17 protein-coding genes and 1 pseudogene are annotated in these 17,164 nt (G+C 65.8%); 6 read left to right on the top strand and 12 right to left on the bottom strand.

The annotated features are described in order from the left end of the window. Positions 1 to 128: 128 nt before the first annotated feature. A complete protein-coding gene (locus tag VRZ08_RS02925) occupies positions 129 to 416 on the bottom strand; it encodes a DUF6916 family protein (RefSeq protein WP_264052575.1) in 288 nt (95 codons plus the stop codon). A gap of 155 nt (positions 417 to 571) precedes the next feature. Here VRZ08_RS02925 and VRZ08_RS02920 point away from each other — a divergent pair, with 155 nt between their 5' ends. Further along, positions 572 to 1,141 (top strand): GNAT family N-acetyltransferase, encoded by a 570-nt coding sequence (locus VRZ08_RS02920; RefSeq protein ID WP_414531515.1) that lies wholly within the window; start codon positions 572 to 574, stop codon positions 1,139 to 1,141. 74 nt (positions 1,142 to 1,215) lie between these two features. On the opposite strand, the gene VRZ08_RS02915 is transcribed toward VRZ08_RS02920, so the two are convergent. The 5 genes from VRZ08_RS02915 to radA all read right to left on the bottom strand — a co-directional run bounded on the left by VRZ08_RS02915 (position 1,216) and on the right by radA (position 7,257). After that, entirely contained in the window at positions 1,216 to 2,442 is a 1,227-nt protein-coding gene (locus VRZ08_RS02915) for an ABC transporter substrate-binding protein (RefSeq protein WP_414531514.1), read from the bottom strand. Between the two features lie 82 nt (positions 2,443 to 2,524). Continuing rightward, positions 2,525 to 3,268, bottom strand: coding sequence for an SDR family NAD(P)-dependent oxidoreductase (locus tag VRZ08_RS02910; RefSeq protein WP_011158637.1), 744 nt, complete (start codon positions 3,266 to 3,268; stop codon positions 2,525 to 2,527). 129 nt (positions 3,269 to 3,397) lie between these two features. Next, complete coding sequence (purF, locus tag VRZ08_RS02905; protein ID WP_107344954.1) at positions 3,398 to 4,927, bottom strand: amidophosphoribosyltransferase; 1,530 nt, start codon at positions 4,925 to 4,927, stop codon at positions 3,398 to 3,400. 23 nt (positions 4,928 to 4,950) lie between these two features. Then, positions 4,951 to 5,586, bottom strand: a complete 636-nt coding sequence (locus VRZ08_RS02900) for a CvpA family protein (RefSeq protein WP_414531513.1) — start codon at positions 5,584 to 5,586, stop codon at positions 4,951 to 4,953. Positions 5,587 to 5,799: 213 nt separating this feature from the next. After that, on the bottom strand, positions 5,800 to 7,257 hold the full coding sequence (gene radA, locus VRZ08_RS02895) for a DNA repair protein RadA (RefSeq protein WP_414531512.1): 1,458 nt from the start codon (positions 7,255 to 7,257) through the stop codon (positions 5,800 to 5,802). Between the two features lie 205 nt (positions 7,258 to 7,462). Here radA and VRZ08_RS02890 point away from each other — a divergent pair, with 205 nt between their 5' ends. After that, complete coding sequence (locus tag VRZ08_RS02890; RefSeq protein WP_414531511.1) at positions 7,463 to 9,100, top strand: hypothetical protein; 1,638 nt, start codon at positions 7,463 to 7,465, stop codon at positions 9,098 to 9,100. After that, the gene (locus VRZ08_RS02885) at positions 9,097 to 9,354 is read left to right on the top strand and encodes a hypothetical protein (RefSeq protein WP_414531510.1); all 258 of its coding nucleotides are present in this window, start codon (positions 9,097 to 9,099) and stop codon (positions 9,352 to 9,354) included. The genes VRZ08_RS02890 and VRZ08_RS02885 overlap by 4 nt, the downstream gene beginning before the upstream one ends. A gap of 127 nt (positions 9,355 to 9,481) precedes the next feature. On the opposite strand, the gene alr is transcribed toward VRZ08_RS02885, so the two are convergent. Next, positions 9,482 to 10,723 carry an alanine racemase gene (gene alr, locus VRZ08_RS02880; protein ID WP_414531509.1) on the bottom strand — a complete coding sequence of 414 codons (1,242 nt, stop codon included), beginning with the start codon at positions 10,721 to 10,723 and terminating at the stop codon, positions 9,482 to 9,484. A gap of 67 nt (positions 10,724 to 10,790) precedes the next feature. Further along, positions 10,791 to 12,287, bottom strand: coding sequence for a replicative DNA helicase (locus tag VRZ08_RS02875; RefSeq protein WP_107356027.1), 1,497 nt, complete (start codon positions 12,285 to 12,287; stop codon positions 10,791 to 10,793). A gap of 396 nt (positions 12,288 to 12,683) precedes the next feature. Here VRZ08_RS02875 and VRZ08_RS02870 point away from each other — a divergent pair, with 396 nt between their 5' ends. From VRZ08_RS02870 to VRZ08_RS02860, 3 genes and pseudogenes are all read left to right on the top strand, one after another. After that, on the top strand, positions 12,684 to 12,881 hold the full coding sequence (locus VRZ08_RS02870) for a hypothetical protein (protein WP_107344949.1): 198 nt from the start codon (positions 12,684 to 12,686) through the stop codon (positions 12,879 to 12,881). Positions 12,882 to 12,998: 117 nt separating this feature from the next. After that, positions 12,999 to 13,161: pseudogene (locus VRZ08_RS02865) on the top strand (class I SAM-dependent methyltransferase); the annotation flags it as partial. A gap of 336 nt (positions 13,162 to 13,497) precedes the next feature. Then, the gene (locus VRZ08_RS02860; RefSeq protein WP_414531508.1) at positions 13,498 to 14,439 is read left to right on the top strand and encodes a hypothetical protein; all 942 of its coding nucleotides are present in this window, start codon (positions 13,498 to 13,500) and stop codon (positions 14,437 to 14,439) included. Between the two features lie 167 nt (positions 14,440 to 14,606). Here the strand turns inward: VRZ08_RS02860 and rplI are convergent, their stop codons facing one another. From rplI to rpsF, 4 genes are all read right to left on the bottom strand, one after another. Next, a complete protein-coding gene (gene rplI, locus VRZ08_RS02855; RefSeq protein WP_107344947.1) occupies positions 14,607 to 15,194 on the bottom strand; it encodes a 50S ribosomal protein L9 in 588 nt (195 codons plus the stop codon). Between the two features lie 35 nt (positions 15,195 to 15,229). Next, positions 15,230 to 16,180, bottom strand: coding sequence for a hypothetical protein (locus VRZ08_RS02850; protein ID WP_414531507.1), 951 nt, complete (start codon positions 16,178 to 16,180; stop codon positions 15,230 to 15,232). A gap of 127 nt (positions 16,181 to 16,307) precedes the next feature. Beyond that, entirely contained in the window at positions 16,308 to 16,547 is a 240-nt protein-coding gene (gene rpsR / locus VRZ08_RS02845; protein WP_011158623.1) for a 30S ribosomal protein S18, read from the bottom strand. 5 nt (positions 16,548 to 16,552) lie between these two features. Next, entirely contained in the window at positions 16,553 to 17,029 is a 477-nt protein-coding gene (rpsF, locus tag VRZ08_RS02840) for a 30S ribosomal protein S6 (protein ID WP_107344945.1), read from the bottom strand. Positions 17,030 to 17,164 lie beyond the last annotated feature (135 nt).

The raw sequence follows: 17,164 nt of genomic DNA, 5'->3' as shown, positions 1-17,164 counted from the left end.
GGACGGAGCAGAGTGGTGCGGGGCGCGGGCCTGTGGCCGGCGCGCGTGGTCGTCGCCCCCCCGGGGGGGGCCCCCCCCCCCCCCCCCCCCCCCCCCGCGACGCCTTGCCGAGCGCGGTGGTGATCCTGTCAATTGAAGACGGCTTGATATCGCCTGCGGCCGTTCTTCGGCTGTAGCTGGGAAATCAGAATGGTGTAAGGGCCGCCACGGCCGCAATCGAATTCATAGGCGGCATCGAGCAGGTATACGTCTTCGGCCGATTCAAAGAACAGGCTAAACGGCTCACGCTCCGCACCGATGAACAGCGGCTTGCGGTGCAACCTGACCAGAGTGAGCTCGACCGGCTCGGGAACGGTGGACACGCGGACGGCGCGCCCGATCCAGGGTTCGAAATCTTCAGGCTTCATCAGATACATTGGTGACCTCGATCAGATGCAATCATCATTCGGAAATGCAGCGTTCGGAGTTGATCCAAACGACAGATAAGCAGCATCATCGATGCGACGGTCCACGTCCGTCGTCAATGAGGCGCCGCAAAGAGCCGATCGGGGCAGATCATCGGGGAGGCGGGATGAGCAGAATTGGCGAACATTTCGCGCTGACGGTGCCCGGACTGACGATCCGGCCGGCGCGAGCCGAGGATGACGCCTTCTGCCGCAGCCTCTCGGATGCTACGTTGCGCGCCGCATGGGTTGGCATCGACATGCCTGATGAATTGCAGAACGCGCTACTCGTGCAGCAGTTCGAAGCGCAGCGGATCGGTTACCGACAGAGCTTTCCGAAGGCTGAGTATTTCATCATTGCGGAGCGGGAGATCGCCGTCGGTCGACTGGTGGTGGCGGAGGAGATGAGCGGAACCGGGCTGCATGATCAGAGCGAGCCGGATGCGAGCGCCGCAGGCAGGTCGGCCGGGCTGGCGCTACGTCTTGTCGATATCGCGTTGCTGCCGGCTGCACAGAGGCGCGGCGTCGGGCGTGAGGTGATCGCGAGCCTCGCGCGCGCAGGGCGGGCGATGGGAGCCGAGCGCCTGACATTGTCCGTGCAGCCATCCAATGATCGCGCGCGCAGCCTGTATCTTCGGCTGGGCTTCGTCGAGACGGACTGCGAGTCGTTTCGGCAGATGACGATGCGGCTGGACTGACCGGCGCCTCGGCCTAAATGATCATGGCCGGGGCGGACCCCGGCCATGATCAACTTCGCGAAGGGGCCGAGGACTTACTTCTTGACCAGCGGGCACTCGCTGTCCGCCAGCGGACGCGCAGCGTCATCGGCGGAGATGTCGGCGATCTTCTTGTAGTAGTCCCACGGGCCCTTGGACTCGGCCGGCGATTTCACTTCGAACAGGAACGCCGGCACCATGCGGCGGCCGTCGGCGCGGATCACCGATTTGCCGAACGGCAGATCGTCCGCCGGGATTTCCTTCATCTTGGCGACGACCTTGGCGCCGTCATGCGGATTGCCGCCCATCGCTTCCAGCGTCTTCAGATAGTGCAGCACCGCGGCATACACGCCGGCCTGGGTCATCGACGGCTTGGCGTTGTTCTTGGCCTGCTTCTGGAAGCGGTCCGCGAACGCACGCGTGTTGTCGTTGAGGTCCCAATAATAGGACTCGGTGAAGGTCAGGCCTTGCGCCGTCTTCAGTCCGAGCGAGTGCACGTCGTTGATGAACAGCAGCAGCGCGGCCAGCTTTTGCCCGCCCGCGGTGATGCCGAATTCGGCGGCCTGCTTGATCGAGTTGGTGGTGTCGCCGCCGGCATTGGCGAGGCCGATCACCTTGGCCTTCGACGCCTGCGCCTGCAGCAGGAACGACGAGAAGTCCGGGGTGTTCAGCGGATGCTTGACGCTGCCGACCACCTTGCCGCCATTGGCCTTGACGACCGCGGTGGTGTCGCGCTCGAGCGCGGCGCCGAACGCGTAGTCGGCGGTGAGGAAGAACCAGGTATCACCGCCGGCCTTGGTCAGTGCCTGACCCGTGCCGTGCGCCAGCATGTAGGTGTCGTACGTCATCGAGATGGTATTGGCGTTGCACGCCTTACCGGTCAGGTCGGCGCTGGCGCCGCCCGAGTTCATCAGGATGCTGTTCTTCTCTTTGACCAGGTTGCTGATCGCGAGCGCGACGCCCGAATTCGGCGTGTCGGTAATCAGGTCGACCTTGTCGACATCGATCCACTGCCGCGCCAGGTTGACGCCGACGTCCGGTTTGTTCTGGTGATCGCCGGAGACCAGTTCGATCTTCCAGCCCTTCGCTTCGAGCCCGGAATCGGCGATCGCCATCTTGGCGGCCACCACTGAGTTCGGGCCGCCGATGTCGGCGTACAGGCTCGACATGTCGTTAAGTACGCCGATCTTGGCGGTCTTGTCGCCGGACTGGGCCGACGCCGGCAGGATCAACGCCGCACTCACCAACGCAGCAGCGATGGCGTGCGAGAACACTCCTCTCATCACTTCCCCCTTTGTATGGATAGCTGATTGACTGCGGATGTTTCCCCGCTTGTAGTCAGTCAATCGCGCTGCCGGGCCGAAGTCAATCGGCCTGGGGGTCTTTCAGGGTGCGAGACGGGCCGTCGAACAGCTTGCCGGTTTCGGTAAAGGACGGCAGGCACAGCGGTAGCAACAGCTCCGCGGCCTGATCCGGCGTCGGCAGGGTTTCCGGGTCTTCGCCCGGCATCACGCTGGCGCGCAGCTTGGTCCGGGTCGGACCGGGATCGAACAGGTTGATGCGGATCGGCGTGGTGTTGACCACTTCCTTGGCCCACACCTGAACCAGCGTTTCCAGGGCCGCCTTCGATGCCGCATACGGGCCGCGGTAGCCCGGCGCCTTGCCGCCGGCGCGCGAGGTCAGGAACACGGCACGGCCGGCATCGGACGCCCGCAGCAGCGGTTCCATGCAGCGCACGAGTTGGAAGTTCACATTCAGGTTGATGCCGATGACGTCGAGCCACGGCTTCAGCTCGATATGGCCGAGCGGCGAAGACGGGCCGCCGATGCCGGCATTGCCGACCAGGACGTCGAGCTTGCCGTGGCGTTCGTAGATCGTGCCGCCGAGGCGGCCGATCGCCTGATAGTCGGTGAGATCGAGCGGGACCAGCGTCAGCGGATGACCGCCGTCCTTACGCACCTCGTCGTCGAGCTCTTCGAGACCGCCCTGGGTGCGGGCGACGGCGATGACGTGCGCGCCGGCCTTGGCGAGCGCCTTGGCGGTGGCGTAGCCGATACCGCGCGAGGCGCCGGTGACGAGAGCGATGCGGGAGGCGAGAGGTTGGGTCATGACAGGTCCGGCTCAAGATATATCGCGCATTGTCATACGCGGACCGGACCGGAGTATCCATCCTCTAAAAGAGGTATCGTGGGCGTCGTCACCGGCGTGGCCGATGACGACGTCAAGGCCGTGGCCGGATCAGCTCGCCTCCGCCAGCAGCGACAATTGCCGCGGCGCCGACTCGGTCTGATTGAGATCGGTGAGGCCGGTCGGATAGTCACCGGTAAAGCAGTGGTCGGTGAACTTCGGCAAAGCCGGATCGCGGCCCGGTTCGCCCATCGCGCGATAAATGCCGTCGACCGACAGGAACGCCAGCGTGTCGGCGCCGATCAGGTCGCGCATCTCTTCGAGCGAATGCGTCGCGGCCAGCAGGCCGGCGCGATCCGGGGTGTCGATGCCGTAATAGTCCGGGTGGGTGATCGGTGGCGAGGCAATGCGGAAGTGCACCTCGCGGGCGCCGGCATCGCGCATCATCTTCACGATCTTCTTCGACGTGGTGCCGCGGACGAGGCTGTCGTCGATCAGCACGATCCGCTTGCCTTCGATCGCGGCGCGGTTGGCCGAGTGCTTCATCCGGACGCCGAGTTCGCGAACGCTCTGGGTCGGCTGAATGAAGGTGCGACCGACATAGTGGTTGCGGATGATGCCGAGCTCGAACGGCACGCCGGACTGCCGGGAATAGCCGATCGCCGCCGGCACGCCGGAATCCGGCACCGGCACGATGACGTCGGATTCGACGTGGCTCTCAAGTGCCAGCTGAGCACCGAACGCCTTGCGAACGTCGTACACCGAGCGGCCGCCGACGATGGAGTCCGGACGGGCGAAGTAGATGTACTCGAAGATGCAGGGGCGGGGCGGCTGCGGCGGGAACGGCTTGTGGCTGGTGACGCCGTGGCGGTCGAACACGATGACTTCGCCGGGCTCAACGTCGCGGACGTAATGCGCGCCGATGATGTCGAGCGCACAGGTCTCCGACGCCAGGATCGGGCAGCCGTCGAGTTCGCCGAGCACCAGCGGGCGGATGCCGAGCGGATCGCGGGCGCCGACCAGCTTCTTGTTGGTCAGCGACACCAGCGAATAGGCGCCTTCCAACGCGCGCAGCGACTCGATGAAGCGCTCGATGAAGCGGGTCTTCTTGGAGTGCGCGACGAGATGCAGGATCACTTCGGTGTCGGTGGTCGACTGCATGATCGCGCCGCTGCGGATCAACTCACGGCGCAGGGTGAGGCCGTTGGTGAGGTTGCCGTTGTGGCCGACCGCGAAGCCGCCGGCGTTGAGCTCGGCGAACAGCGGCTGGACGTTGCGCAGGATGGTCTCGCCGGTGGTCGAATAGCGAACGTGGCCGATCGCCGAATTGCCCGGCAGCCGCGCGATCACGTCGGCGCGCGAGAAGGTGTCACCGACCAGACCGAGGCGACGCTCGGAATGAAACCGGCCGTTGTCGAACGACACGATGCCGGCGGCTTCCTGGCCGCGGTGCTGCAGGGCGTGCAGGCCGAGCGCGGTGATCGCGGCGGCATCGGGGTGCCCGAAAATGCCGAACACGCCGCACTCTTCGCGCAGCGTGTCACCGTCAGTATCGAAAACGGTATCGTCGAGGATGTGTTGGTCGCGAGCGTCCGAAGCGGGCGTTGCGGCGTCGTCGGAAGAGCTGGGCATCGCGTCCATCGCGCCTCTCATGTGGGACACGCTCAGCGCGTGGCCGGTTTGCCCTCTATCAGCTTTTTCAGGCCGTCACGGGCAGGTTTGCTATAGCCTTCATTGGCACCGGGAGCAGCCGAATCCTCGGTCTGCTGCTGGTCTTCTTCCGGCTTGTTCTTCTTGAACCGTTTCAAGATGGTATTTTCAGGGTCGTCCGGCAAGAGCGTCATCAGCCAATCACCGGTTCCTTGCAGAACCGTGCGCGACTTCGCGTTGGTGACCCACTCGGGACGCTGTTTGTCCGGCACCAGCCAGTTGAAGAACAGATACGCCACCACCACGATCAGCAGACCGCGGGCGAGACCGAACAGGAAGCCGAGGGTGCGATCGAGCGCGCCAATGCGCGAATCCAGGATCATGTCCGAGATCCGCACCGTGATGATCGACACGATGATCAAGGTGCCGAGGAAGACCCCGGCGATCACCACCACGGCGGCGACCGTCTCGGACGAGAAATAGGTCCGCGCCGTCGGCATCAGTTTTTGGAATGCGTACAGCGTCACCAGCGCGGCGGCGCCCCAGGCCGCGATCGACAGCACTTCGCGCATGAAGCCGCGCACCATCGCGAGCAGCCCCGACACCAACATCACCGCGAGAACAACGAGATCAAGGATGGTAATCGGCATCGGCAGGTCAGGTCCGCTCGGTCAGCACAACGGCGAATCGGCGTGCACGGGGTCGGCACAGGTGACGGTGGTATGGCACGCGGCGCAAGGCGAGAAAACCACCCCCGTCCGCCTCGCCACAGCAATGTTCCGCTGGGTTAAAGCTTGGTGGCCGGATACGTTCAGCTTGCGCGGGCGTTGTATAGCGGCGCGCTCCCGAAACGTCACGCCGCTTCAACCCTCCTGGCGCCGGAATCGCGCCGGTGTTGCATTTGAGGCAGCTTTCGTCCGCGGCGCACCATCGTCGTCACCCCGCCGTGTGCCGCGCGCAGCGATATCCGCCACCAGGCTGGAGAGGCTGCCGACGGATTGCAGCGTCAGCCCCGCATCGCTCGGCGCTTCGCCGCGGGTCTGTTCCGGCAGCACGGCGCGGGCGAAGCCAAGTTTGGCGGCCTCTTTCAGCCGCGCCGGGGTCTGCGCCACCGGGCGCACCGCGCCGGACAGCGAAATCTCGCCGAAATACACCGCATCGGTCGGCAGCGGCGCGTTCGCCAGCGACGACACCAGCGCCGCGGCCGCAGCCAGATCGGCGGCGGGCTCGTTGATGCGCAGGCCGCCGGCGACGTTGAAATAGACGTCGTAGCCACTCAGCTTGACGCCGCAATGCGCCTCGAGCACCGCGAGCACCATCGACAGCCGTGCCGAATCCCATCCGACCACCGCGCGCCGCGGCGTGCCGAGCGTCGAGGGGGCCACCAGTGCCTGTAATTCCACCAGCACCGGCCGTGTGCCTTCGATGCCGGCAAACACCGCTGTGCCCGGCGAGCCGAGGTCCCGCTCCGACAGAAACAGCTCCGACGGGTTGCTGACTTCGCGCAGGCCCAGGCCGGTCATTTCAAACACGCCGATCTCGTCGGTGGGGCCGAAGCGATTCTTGACCGAGCGCAGGATGCGGAACTGCTGCGAGCCTTCGCCTTCGAACGACAGCACTGCGTCGACCATGTGCTCGACCACGCGGGGGCCGGCGATCTGCCCGTCCTTGGTGACATGGCCGACCAGGATGATCGCCGCGCCGGTCTTCTTGGCGAAGCGGATCAGCGCCTGCGCCGAGGCGCGGACCTGGGTCACCGTGCCCGGTGCGGACTCCACCGTGTCGGTCCACATCGTCTGGATCGAGTCGATCACGATCAGCTTCGGCGTCGCGCCTTCGGACAGCGTTGCGATGATGTCCTCGACGGAGGTCTCGGCGGCGAGTTCGACAGGCGCTGAGGCGAGCCCGAGCCGTTCGGCGCGCAGCCGCACTTGGGCGATCGCTTCTTCGCCGGAGATGTAAACGGTGCGGTGACCGGCCTTGGCCATCAGGCTGGTCGCCTGCGTCAGCAGCGTCGACTTGCCAATGCCCGGATCGCCGCCGACCAGCAGCACCGAGCCGCGCACGAAGCCGCCGCCGGTGACGCGGTCGAGCTCAGCCATGCCGGAGGGCAGGCGGGGAGCGTCGTTGCTCTTGCCGGCCAGCGATTCCAGCTTGAACGTCCGGCCGCGTCGCTTGGCGCGGATCGACACCGGCACCGCGTTGTCACCGGCTTCCTCGACCAGCGTATTCCACTCGCCGCAAGCCTCGCACTTGCCCTGCCAGCGATTGAACGCCGCGCCGCAGTTCTGACAGACGAAGGAAGAGGAAGCTTTGGCCATGACGTCCACGTGGATGGGAAGAAAGCGCCCGACACCGAGACGGCCCGGCGACGGCTGAATATGTTCGCTTTTTGTTCCAGATGCAAGTCGCCGCGACCGAGTGAAGGCGATCGTCGGCCACCTTTCACAGGTTGCATTGACCTGGTGCTAACCCGCGGCCGCGATGATCCGCCGCGAACAGAGACGGGGCGAGGGACTGCGCGTGATGATCAAGGCTGCCGATGCCGCGCCGGGCGGCGGACCGACGCTTGGCTGGTGGGCCGCGGCGGCTGCGCTTCTCGTGGTGCTGCTGGTGCCGTTGCTGATGGTCGATGTGCCGCCGGTGCTCGACTATCCCAATCATCTGGCGCGCTACTTCGTGCTGGCGCATCCGGACGATCCTTTCCTGTCGGAGGTGTACGCGCCGCATTGGCGGATCCTGCCTAATCTCGGCATGGACGTGATCGGCGCGGCGCTGCTGAAAGTGTCGAGCGTTCACGTCGGCGGCCGCATCCTGCTGGCGCTCAGCCTGCTGATGCCGGTGATCGGTGCTATCGTGTATCACCGCGTGGTGTTCGGCCGGTTCTCGTATTGGTCGCTCGCCTCCGGCGCCGTCGCCTACAATGCAGTGTTCTTCCTCGGCTTCATGAACTTCCTGCTGTCGCTCGGCCTGGCGCTGATCGGCGCGGCCGCGTGGATCGCGCTGCGCCGGCGTAACCGCAACGTGGCAGCGGTGGTGATCGGCGCTACGTTCGCCGCTTTGACGTTCTTCTCGCACATCTTCGGTGTGGCGCTGTTTGCGCTTCTGATCGGCAGCGAAGAGATGGCGCGGATCGTGCGCGCCCGGCGAGATGGTGCGCCGGTGTTTCGCGAGACGACCGTCTCGGCACTGCTGCTGGCTCTCTCGCTCGCTCCGGCGGTTGCGCTTTATCTGGCGAGCCCGCTTTCCGAAGCGGGCGCCGGCGTCGGGCCATGGCGCGGCCTCGCCAAGCTGTGGGACCTGTTTGCGCCGGTGATGACGACCAGCGAAGTCGTGACGATGCTCAGCGTTGCAGCGTTGTTGATTACGCTGGGGCTGGCGATCCGCGGTGCGCGGCTGGCGCCGGCGTTGCCGCTGACTCTGCTGGTGCTGGCGGTGGGCTTTGTGATCGTGCCGGCGATGTATAAAGGCGGCAGCTTTCTCGACATCCGACTCGCGGTGATGGCGGCCGTGCTGCTGTTCGCCGGCATGCTGCCGCAGCTCTCGTCGCGCCGTGCTGCGGCGGTGGCGGCGCTGGTGATCGCGTTGATTGCCGGGCGCTCGGCCTATGTGGCGTACGACTGGTACGACCATCGCCACGATCTCGCCGAGCTGCGCGCTGCGATCGCGCATGTCGAGCCCGGCGAGCGGGTGCTGATGGCCCGCGGCCGCGAAGTCGATATCATTGCCTCGGCTCAGGCCGGACGCGCGCTGGCCCGCTACTTTCCGCTCGACAATCACGTCGGCGCGCTGCTGACGATCGAGCGGCGCGCGTTCTGGCCGCTGATGTTCGCCGACGCCACGCAGCAGCCACTGGTGGTGAAGCCGGCCTTCGCATCCTATGCGGCGCCGCTCTGCGAGCCGCTTGAGCTATCGTTGTTGATGGAGACGGCGTCGCTGCAGGTCGGGCAGGCGGGGCACCGCTGCAAGACGTATCTCGCCGACTGGCCACATCGCTTCGACGCGGTGCTGATGCTGGAGCCGCCGGCCACGGCGCCGTCGCCGGAACTGTCGCCGGTCTATCGAGGCAACTATGTCGCGCTGTATCGCGTGACGCCGCCGAAGGCCGAGCCCGGTTCCGCTGGCCGCGTTCATGCCGGTGAGCTAAGCTCACCGGTGCAATGACCCCGCGCCGTCACGATAGCGATTACGAACGCCGCAAGTGGCGTCAGGTCGCCGGCCATTTCGGCATGGGCGCGGCGTTCGGCGCGCTGTTCGCCGGCATCGTGCTGTTCAATAATTACTTCGGTCTGTCGAGCGTGATCGCCACCAGCGAGGCGCCGACCCTGGTGCGGATCATCTTCGTGGTCGGCGTCGCCGGATCATTCGCCTTCATGGCGGCGATCACCGGCTTTCTGTTTCTGGTCCACGAGGATTGAAAAGTTAAGCGAGGCCCATCCGCCCTTGCGAGCGAAGCGAAGCAATCCAGCGCAGTGCACTGGGCTGGATTGCTTCGTCGCTTCGCTCCTCGCAATGACGGGGAGAGTTTGTCATTGAAACGCGGCCTCAGCTCGCCGGTGCCACCGGCTCGACCGCTGCCGGTTCGGCCGCCGGCTTGGCGTCGCCGCCTTTGTAGATCCGGGTGTAGCGCCGGCCGAGGCTGGTCAGCACTTCGTAGCCGATCGTCCCGAAGTGATGGCCGAGTTCGTCGACGGTGATGCCGTCGCCGATCAGGGTCGCCATCATGCCGCGGCGCGCGGCGTTGGCGGGCAGGTCGGTGACGTCGACCGCGAGCAGGTCCATCGAGATCCGGCCGGCGATCGGACAGCGCTGGCCGGCGATGATCACGTCGGCGCCGCGGGTGCCGTCGCTCGAACCGGCGGCGCGGAAGTAACCGTCCGCATAGCCGGCCGACACCACCGCGATCTTGCTCGGGCGCCGTGCGCTCCAGGTCGCGCCGTAGCCGACGGTGTCGCCGCGCTCGACGCTGCGGACCTGGACGATCCGCGCTTTCAGATCGACCACCGGCTGCATCGGATTGTCGGCTTCCGGCGTAGGATTGATGCCGTACAGCGCCGCGCCGGGGCGGACCAGATCGAACGCGAACTGCGGACCTCGGAAGATGCCCGACGATGCCGACAGCGACGCCGGCACGCCGGCGAACTGACCGGCGATCTCGCGAAATGCCGCGGCCTGCTTGGCATTGAGCTGATGGTTGACGAGATCGGCGCAGGCGAGGTGGCTGATCACCAGTGTGATGCCATGGTCACCGGCGATGATGCGCGGCACGATGCCTTGCGCCTCGACGACGGTCAGGCCGAGCCGGCTCATGCCGGTGTCGATGTGGAGCGCCGCACCGCCGCGCCAGCCGGTGCGGCGGCAGAACACGTCCCATTCGGCGAGTTCGTACAGATCACCGATTACGGGCTGGCAGTTCAGCTTGGCGAATTCGTCGCCGGAGTTCGGGAAGAACCCATCGAGCACGTACAGCGTCGCCTCGGGGGCGGCTTCGCGCACGACGCGTGCTTCGCTCAGCGTGGCGACAAAGAAGGTCTTGCAGCCGGCCGCGAGCAGCGCCTTGGTGACGGGACCTGCGCCGCAGCCATAGGCGTCGCCTTTGACGACGCCGGCGCATTCGGAGGGGATCGCGGTCTTCTCGAGCTTGCGCCAGTTCGCGACCAGCGCGTCGAGATCGACGGTGAGAATGCCGGTTGCGGCCGCGTTGGCCGCGGCGAACTCAGCAGTTTTGCCCGCCTCCGGCGTCAACAACTCGGCGACGGTGGCGTTCGGATCGGGAAGGATATGCATGGCGCACCTTATGCGTTGCCTGCAGCGCGTTCAACGGCGGCCGGCGCGGCTCAGATCCGCTTCGGCATCAAATCCGTTCGGGCAGATGGCTGTCGTCGGTGAGATCGCTGAAGCGGGTGAACTGACCTTCGAACTGCAGATCGACGGTACCGGTCGGACCGTGACGCTGCTTGGCGATGATCACTTCGGCCTTGCCGTGCACCAGCTCCATGTCGGTCGCCCACTTCTCGTGCTCGGGCGTACCGGGCCGCGGCTCCTTGTTCTGCAGATAGTATTCCTCGCGGAACACGAAGATCACGACGTCGGCGTCCTGCTCGATCGAACCGGATTCACGCAAGTCGGAGAGCTGCGGGCGCTTGTCGTCGCGGGATTCGACCTGACGCGACAGCTGCGACAGCGCGATGACGGGGACGTTCAATTCCTTCGCCAGCGCTTTCAGGCTGGTGGTGATCTCGGTGACTTCCTGGACGCGGTTGTCGCCCTTCTTGCTCGAGCCCTGCAGCAGCTGGATGTAGTCGACCACGATCATGTCGAGGCCCTTTTGCCGCTTCAGACGGCGGGCGCGGGCGGTGAGCTGGGCAATCGACAGACCGCCGGTTTCGTCGACGTAGAGCGGCAGCGACTGCAGTTCGATCGAGACGTCGCGGAGCTTGTCGAAGTCGGATTCCGAGATGCCGCCGCGGCGGATCTTGCTCGACGCGATCTCGGCCTGCTCGGCGAGAATACGGGTGGCGAGCTGTTCGGCCGACATTTCGCAACTGAAGAAGCCGACGATGCCGCCATTGACGGTCTTGGTCGAGCCGTCCGGCTGCACTTCGCCGCGATAGGCCTTGGCGACGTTGTAGGCGATGTTGGTGGCGAGCGCGGTCTTGCCCATGCCGGGACGGCCGGCGAGCACGATCAAGTCGGAGTGCTGCAGACCGCCCATCCGGGTGTCGAGGTCGCGCAGCCCGGTGGAGATGCCCGACAGTTTTCCGTCGCGCTGGAACGCCTTCGCCGCCATGTCGACGGCGGTGGTCAGCGCCTGGGAGAATTTCTGGAAGCCGCCGTCGTAGCGGCCGGATTCCGCCAGTTCGTACAGCCGGCGCTCAGCGTCTTCGATCTGGTTCTTCGGCGCGAAGTCGACCGGCGCGTCGAAGGCAACGTTGACCATGTCGGTGCCGATGCCGATCAGATCGCGGCGTAGCGACAGTTCGTAGATCGTCCGCCCGTAGTCCTGGGCGTTGATGATGGTGGTGGCTTCGGCGGCGAGGCGCGCCAGGTATTGCGCGACCGTCAGGCCGCCGAGATCGAGATCGGCCGCCAGGAACGTTTTCAGCGTGACCGGGGTGGCGATCTTGCCGGCGCGGATGATGCTGGCGGCGGTCTCGAAGATGGTCTGGTGGATCGGCTCGAAGAAGTGCTTCGGCTCGAGGAAGTCCGACACCCGGTAGAACGCGTCATTGTTGACCAGGATCGCGCCCAGCAGGGCCTGTTCGGCCTCGATGTTGTGCGGCGCGGTCCGGAAAGCCGGCGCGCCGGGTTCCGGCGCGAGCTTCAGAACGTTCGAATCAGATGCGGCCATAGCTCTCGAATATCGGGTCGAATTTGTCGGATGCGGGGCGCGACTAAAGCGCCGATTTGCTCGGGAGCGAAAGCCGCAATCGCGCGTTATGCACCAGCGCGACAAGGATGTGGATGACCGCAACAGCCGCCATCACCCGTGCTTGACGCGTTCCGGCGTGAGCTCCGGCGGCATTGAACCTCCAGCGGCGGTCGGACGACAGTTCAAAATGGACGGTCGAGACAGATCGATCCGCTCCAGTCGGGGATTCGTAAGAATTTTCGGCGAGGATAGCGGCAAGACGCGATCACCGAGGCTCCCTGAGGGATGCACTCGAACAAGGTGACGCGGGACAGGGCAAGAGCGTCGAGGACTTCGCAGCGGCTCGCGAGGCGCCTCGGATGATGGACAGAGCAGATGGCGCAGCAGTATTGCCACGACCACTCCGACCGCGATTGGCTGACTTCGCTGATCGATTCCTTCGAGCGCGCCTCGGCTGAAGAGGCCGAGCATCGGCCTTGCGACCGCGAACTGCTGTGCGCTGCCGAGGCTCATCTGGCACGCCCGCTGCCCCTTGCGCCGGATCATGAGGATCCGGTCCGTCTCGTCAGCTGAGAATTCCAACACTGCCCGGCGGGTTCACTCGCCGGCGCGTTGCAGCCGTGGCTTGCGGCTGTTTCAATCCCGCGAAGTCGTTTCTCCTCCGCCGCGCTATAGTCGCGTGTGTCGGCTGTTGATCACTCCGACAACTACTTCCCCCGACGTGCCGAATTGCTCAAGGACGACGGCGTGATGCTGCGGCATTCGATCGGCCGCTCCGATGGCCCCGGCTTCACCAATCCTTGGATCGCCAAATACATCTTCGGGGGGCTGCCTGCCGGCCCTCCCGAAGGTGGCCGAACGGTCATACGACGCGTGGTTCGTGGTGCCGTGTTGGATGAGCGGCTGAGCAGCAGACAAAATACTCCGTCCATCGACTTGCCCCAAAACCGGACGCCGACAGCGAGGCGGCGCCTCGACTGCATCAACGGCGGCCGTGAAGCTCTGTTCTTATCGCTGTGACCCGGCCACCGCCGAAGCGTTCCCAGGTAACATCCGCGTCATGACCAACAGGCTGATCAGCTGCCTCATTTCATGCACGGTGATGTTCCATCTCTCCCTTCCAATCATCTCACAATTCGCTAAAAGGTCACCGCCGCTACAGCGGCGATTGTTTGCATCGGAGGGCTAAATGGTAAGCCGATTGCTCAGTTCGGTAGCGGTACTGCTCGCGCTTGGGATCACCGTCGCGCAGCCCGCCCGGGCCCAGAACTTAGAGGCGGGCAAGAGCTCGGCACAGATCTTCACGAGCACCTGCTCGGTCTGCCATAAGAGCCCGCGTGGCCTGCTCCGCACCGTGCCGCCGAATGCGGTCGGGTCGTTCCTGAGACAGCATTACACCACCAGCGCCGAAATGGCGTCGGCGCTAGGCGCCTATCTAGTGTCGAACGGCGCCACCGACGCTCGCGGCCGGCAGGATGGACCTGCCGAGCCGAAGCAGCGGCGCCAGCGTCGCGGCGCTCCCGAAGCGGTTGCTCCGGACGAAGCTTCGCCGGCACCGCAGGCGGAAGAGCCCAAGGTTCAGCGTGGTCGCAAGTCCAAGCGCCGTGCCGCCCCAGTCGAGGCTGCTCCTCCGGCGGAGAGCGCAGCTCCGGCCCCGGGCGCCGAAGCAGAACCGACCGCCGCGCCTGAGCCGGAAGCCAAGCCGACCAAGAAGCGCCGCGACAAAAAGCGGCTGCGCGAGAAACCGGCTCAGCCCGAAGCCGCCAAGCCGGAGGCGCCCGCGGCTGAGCCCAACAAGGGCGAAGCTGGCGCTGATCCGAAGCATGGAGCTGGCAAGCCCGCTGCGACGCCTGCGGCCGAAACTCCCGCACACACCGATCCGGTGCCTGCCGTGACCCCGGCGCCGAAGGCTGCGGAGCCTGAGCCGGCCAAGCCGGCGGCTCCGTCCGAGACCAAAGCGCCCGAATCTGCTGCGCCGGCCGCCGCGACGCCGAAGCCGGCTGCTCCGCCGCCGTCACCGGCCGGTCCTCCGGCCCGACAGTCGGAAACGCCATCGGCGCCGTCGACCGAAGTGGTGCCGCCGCCCGTGCAGGCGCCGTCCGGATCGGGCGACGTGCCGGCCTCGAAATAACCACTCAGGTGTTCTGACGTTCAAAGGGCCGCGCGATGCGCGGCCCTTTTTCGTTGGCTTCAGCCAAGGCGGGTTCTGGAGATTGTGCCCGGCCTACGAGTGGGCAACAGAAAGCCCGGCCTGATTGCTCAGGCCGGGCTCCGGAAATGATCGGCTGCAGGCGAGGCTTACTGCTCGGCCGGCTGCTCTTCGCCGAACTCCGCGTCCGGATCGAAGAACTCGCCAGCGGCGGCCAGCGCCTCGGCGGCAGCGTCTTCGTCCTCGCGGCGGGTCGAGATGTCTTCACCGCGGTTGATACGCTCGGCTTCCTCGGCGCTGCGCGCCACGGTGACCGACACTTCGACTTCGACTTCCGGATGCACCGCGACCTGGATCGAGTGCTTGCCGATGGTCTTGATCGGGGCGTCGAGCAGAACCTGGCTGCGATCGATCTTGACGCCCTGGCCGTCGAAGCTGGCGATGATGTCGCGCACCGACACCGAACCGAACAGCTGGCCGCCTTCCGACGCCTGGCGGATCACCACCACGTTCTGACCTTCGATCTTCTCCGCGACCTTGGTGGCTTCGGCCTTCGCGGCGATGTTACGCGCCTCGAGATCGGCCTTCATGTGCTCGTACTTCTCGCGGTTGGCGGCGGTGGCGCGCAGCGCCTTGCCGCGCGGCAGCAGGAAGTTGCGCGCGAAACCGTCCTTGACGCGGACCAGCTCGCCCATCTGACCGAGCTTGGCGACACGTTCCAGTAGAATGACTTCCATGATGATCTCCTCGTGTGTTTGCGAAAGACGTTGAACTAGTGAGTAGGGGGAGGCGGCATTGAGCGGCGCTCGAAGTAGCGCTGCCGTAGATTGAGGAAGGCGTCGCCGAGGCCGAGTGCGATCAGGCCGACGGCGGGCCATAGGAAGATCAGCATCAACGCGTAGGTCGAGCTGAGCAGAAACAGGCGGCTGCGCGACGCCATCGTCAGCGTGTGCAAGGTCGCCGCACCGGTGAGTCCATAGGCGACGAACAGCGCCGCGCTGGCGGTCTTGCCGAACATCGAGGTCAGGCCGCCGACGAAGCTGAGTGCCAGCGCCAGCGACAACACCGCCAGGGTCATCGGCGGCAGCGTCACGGTGCGCAGATCCGGCCACGGCCGCCCGAGGCGGTTGGAGGCGGAGGTAATCTTTGCAGCCAGCCACAGATTGAGCGTGAGCGTCACCATCGCCACCGTGGCTGCGGCAGGCGGCGCGATCGCCACCAGCGCGTCGACCAGCGCGGCGTCGCTGCCGGGCGTGCTGCGCGGACCGAGCGCGCGCTGCAGGCCGTTGCGAAGGCCGTCATTGATGGCGGCGCCGTCGGTGCCGAGCGTGAACAGAGCGGCCATCGTGGTGGTGGCGGCAAAGCCGGCCATCCACACCACCAGGCGGCCGACCGGGTACCATTCCAACGTGGGCGTTTCGCCCTGCGCGGCTTCCGCGGGGCGCGCCAACAGCGCGAGATGACCGAGCCAGCAGGCCGGCACGGCGATCGTCACGACAAATGCAATGGCGTAGGAGAAGCTGACCAGCGCAGCGAGGCCGATGGCGGCGACCAGACCGCCGATCGCGGCGGCGAGCACGCCCCAGCCGAGCGCGGCCACCATCAGCGGCAGCGGTGCCAGATAGAACAGCAGCAGGGAGATCAGCGCGCCCGAAACGATCGAGACGAACATCAGCGCCGAAGCACAGCCGGCGGCGAGCGCGATCAGAATGTTGATCATCATCAGCTGTCCCGCTCCCTTCGAGCGGTTAGAGGCGTTTCGCCCCAACCATCGGCGACCGGACGACCCGGAAGCCTTATGAGAAAAAAGAGGAGAGCCCCGCGGCGCGAACGCCACGGGGCTGCTTCGATTAGCGGATCACGTAGGGCAGCAGACCGAGGAAGCGGGCGCGCTTGATGGCGCGCGCGAGCTCGCGCTGCTTCTTGGCGGACACGGCGGTGATGCGGCTCGGCACGATCTTGCCGCGCTCAGAGACGTAACGCATCAGCAGCTTGGAGTCCTTGTAATCGATCTTCGGCGCATTCGCTCCCGTGAACGGGCAGGTCTTGCGGCGGCGGAAGAACGGACGGCGTGCACCTGCTTCAGCCATGATGCTTACTCCTCGACTGCTGCTGCGGGGGCGTCGGCGTCTTCACGCGGACGGCGCGGACCACGATCGCCACGGAAACCGTCGCGGTCGCCACGGCCTTCGCGATCACCGCGGAAGCCACCCTCGCGGGGGCCACGGTCGTCGCGTTCGCGATCCCGATCGGCCTTGCGCATCATCGCCGAGGGGCCTTCCTCGTGTTCGTCGACGCGCACCGTCAGATAACGGATGACGTCTTCGTTGATCCGCTCCTGGCGCTCGATCTCGGCGACCACCGCGGCCGGGCCGTCGATGTTCAGCAGCACGAAATGCGCCTTGCGGTTCTTGTTCATGCGGTAGGTCAGGGAGCGTAGGCCCCACGACTCGGTCTTTGTGACCTTGCCGCCGAGACCTTCGATCACGCCGGTGATCTGGGTGGTGAGCTCTTCGACCTGCTGGGCGCTGGCATCCTGGCGCGCCAAAAAGACATGCTCATAAAGAGGCATGGTTGTCCTTTCTCGTGTTAGCGCAGAACCGGCGGCAAGCCCTTCGAACCCTTCGGAAAGGACTCGACTGCTCAGAAGGCGGAAGCACGGGACGACGAGCCGACTGGCCCTGCCGCATCAAAATCGCCAAGGGAG

The organism is Rhodopseudomonas sp. G2_2311 (assembly GCF_047501505.1).
Lineage (GTDB): Bacteria > Pseudomonadota > Alphaproteobacteria > Rhizobiales > Xanthobacteraceae > Rhodopseudomonas > Rhodopseudomonas palustris_H.
This window is presented reverse-complemented; position numbering and strand designations above follow the sequence as displayed.

Coding starts and splice junctions, on each gene's coding strand:
- VRZ08_RS02925 (WP_264052575.1), bottom strand. CDS start 416: ATGTATCTGATGAAGCCTGAAGATTTCGAACCCTGGATCGGGCGCGCC.
- VRZ08_RS02920 (WP_414531515.1), top strand. CDS start 572: ATGAGCAGAATTGGCGAACATTTCGCGCTGACGGTGCCCGGACTGACG.
- VRZ08_RS02915 (WP_414531514.1), bottom strand. CDS start 2,442: ATGAGAGGAGTGTTCTCGCACGCCATCGCTGCTGCGTTGGTGAGTGCG.
- VRZ08_RS02910 (WP_011158637.1), bottom strand. CDS start 3,268: ATGACCCAACCTCTCGCCTCCCGCATCGCTCTCGTCACCGGCGCCTCG.
- purF (WP_107344954.1), bottom strand. CDS start 4,927: ATGGACGCGATGCCCAGCTCTTCCGACGACGCCGCAACGCCCGCTTCG.
- VRZ08_RS02900 (WP_414531513.1), bottom strand. CDS start 5,586: ATGCCGATTACCATCCTTGATCTCGTTGTTCTCGCGGTGATGTTGGTG.
- radA (WP_414531512.1), bottom strand. CDS start 7,257: ATGGCCAAAGCTTCCTCTTCCTTCGTCTGTCAGAACTGCGGCGCGGCG.
- VRZ08_RS02890 (WP_414531511.1), top strand. CDS start 7,463: ATGATCAAGGCTGCCGATGCCGCGCCGGGCGGCGGACCGACGCTTGGC.
- VRZ08_RS02885 (WP_414531510.1), top strand. CDS start 9,097: ATGACCCCGCGCCGTCACGATAGCGATTACGAACGCCGCAAGTGGCGT.
- alr (WP_414531509.1), bottom strand. CDS start 10,723: ATGCATATCCTTCCCGATCCGAACGCCACCGTCGCCGAGTTGTTGACG.
- VRZ08_RS02875 (WP_107356027.1), bottom strand. CDS start 12,287: ATGGCCGCATCTGATTCGAACGTTCTGAAGCTCGCGCCGGAACCCGGC.
- VRZ08_RS02870 (WP_107344949.1), top strand. CDS start 12,684: ATGGCGCAGCAGTATTGCCACGACCACTCCGACCGCGATTGGCTGACT.
- VRZ08_RS02860 (WP_414531508.1), top strand. CDS start 13,498: ATGGTAAGCCGATTGCTCAGTTCGGTAGCGGTACTGCTCGCGCTTGGG.
- rplI (WP_107344947.1), bottom strand. CDS start 15,194: ATGGAAGTCATTCTACTGGAACGTGTCGCCAAGCTCGGTCAGATGGGC.
- VRZ08_RS02850 (WP_414531507.1), bottom strand. CDS start 16,180: ATGATGATCAACATTCTGATCGCGCTCGCCGCCGGCTGTGCTTCGGCG.
- rpsR (WP_011158623.1), bottom strand. CDS start 16,547: ATGGCTGAAGCAGGTGCACGCCGTCCGTTCTTCCGCCGCCGCAAGACC.
- rpsF (WP_107344945.1), bottom strand. CDS start 17,029: ATGCCTCTTTATGAGCATGTCTTTTTGGCGCGCCAGGATGCCAGCGCC.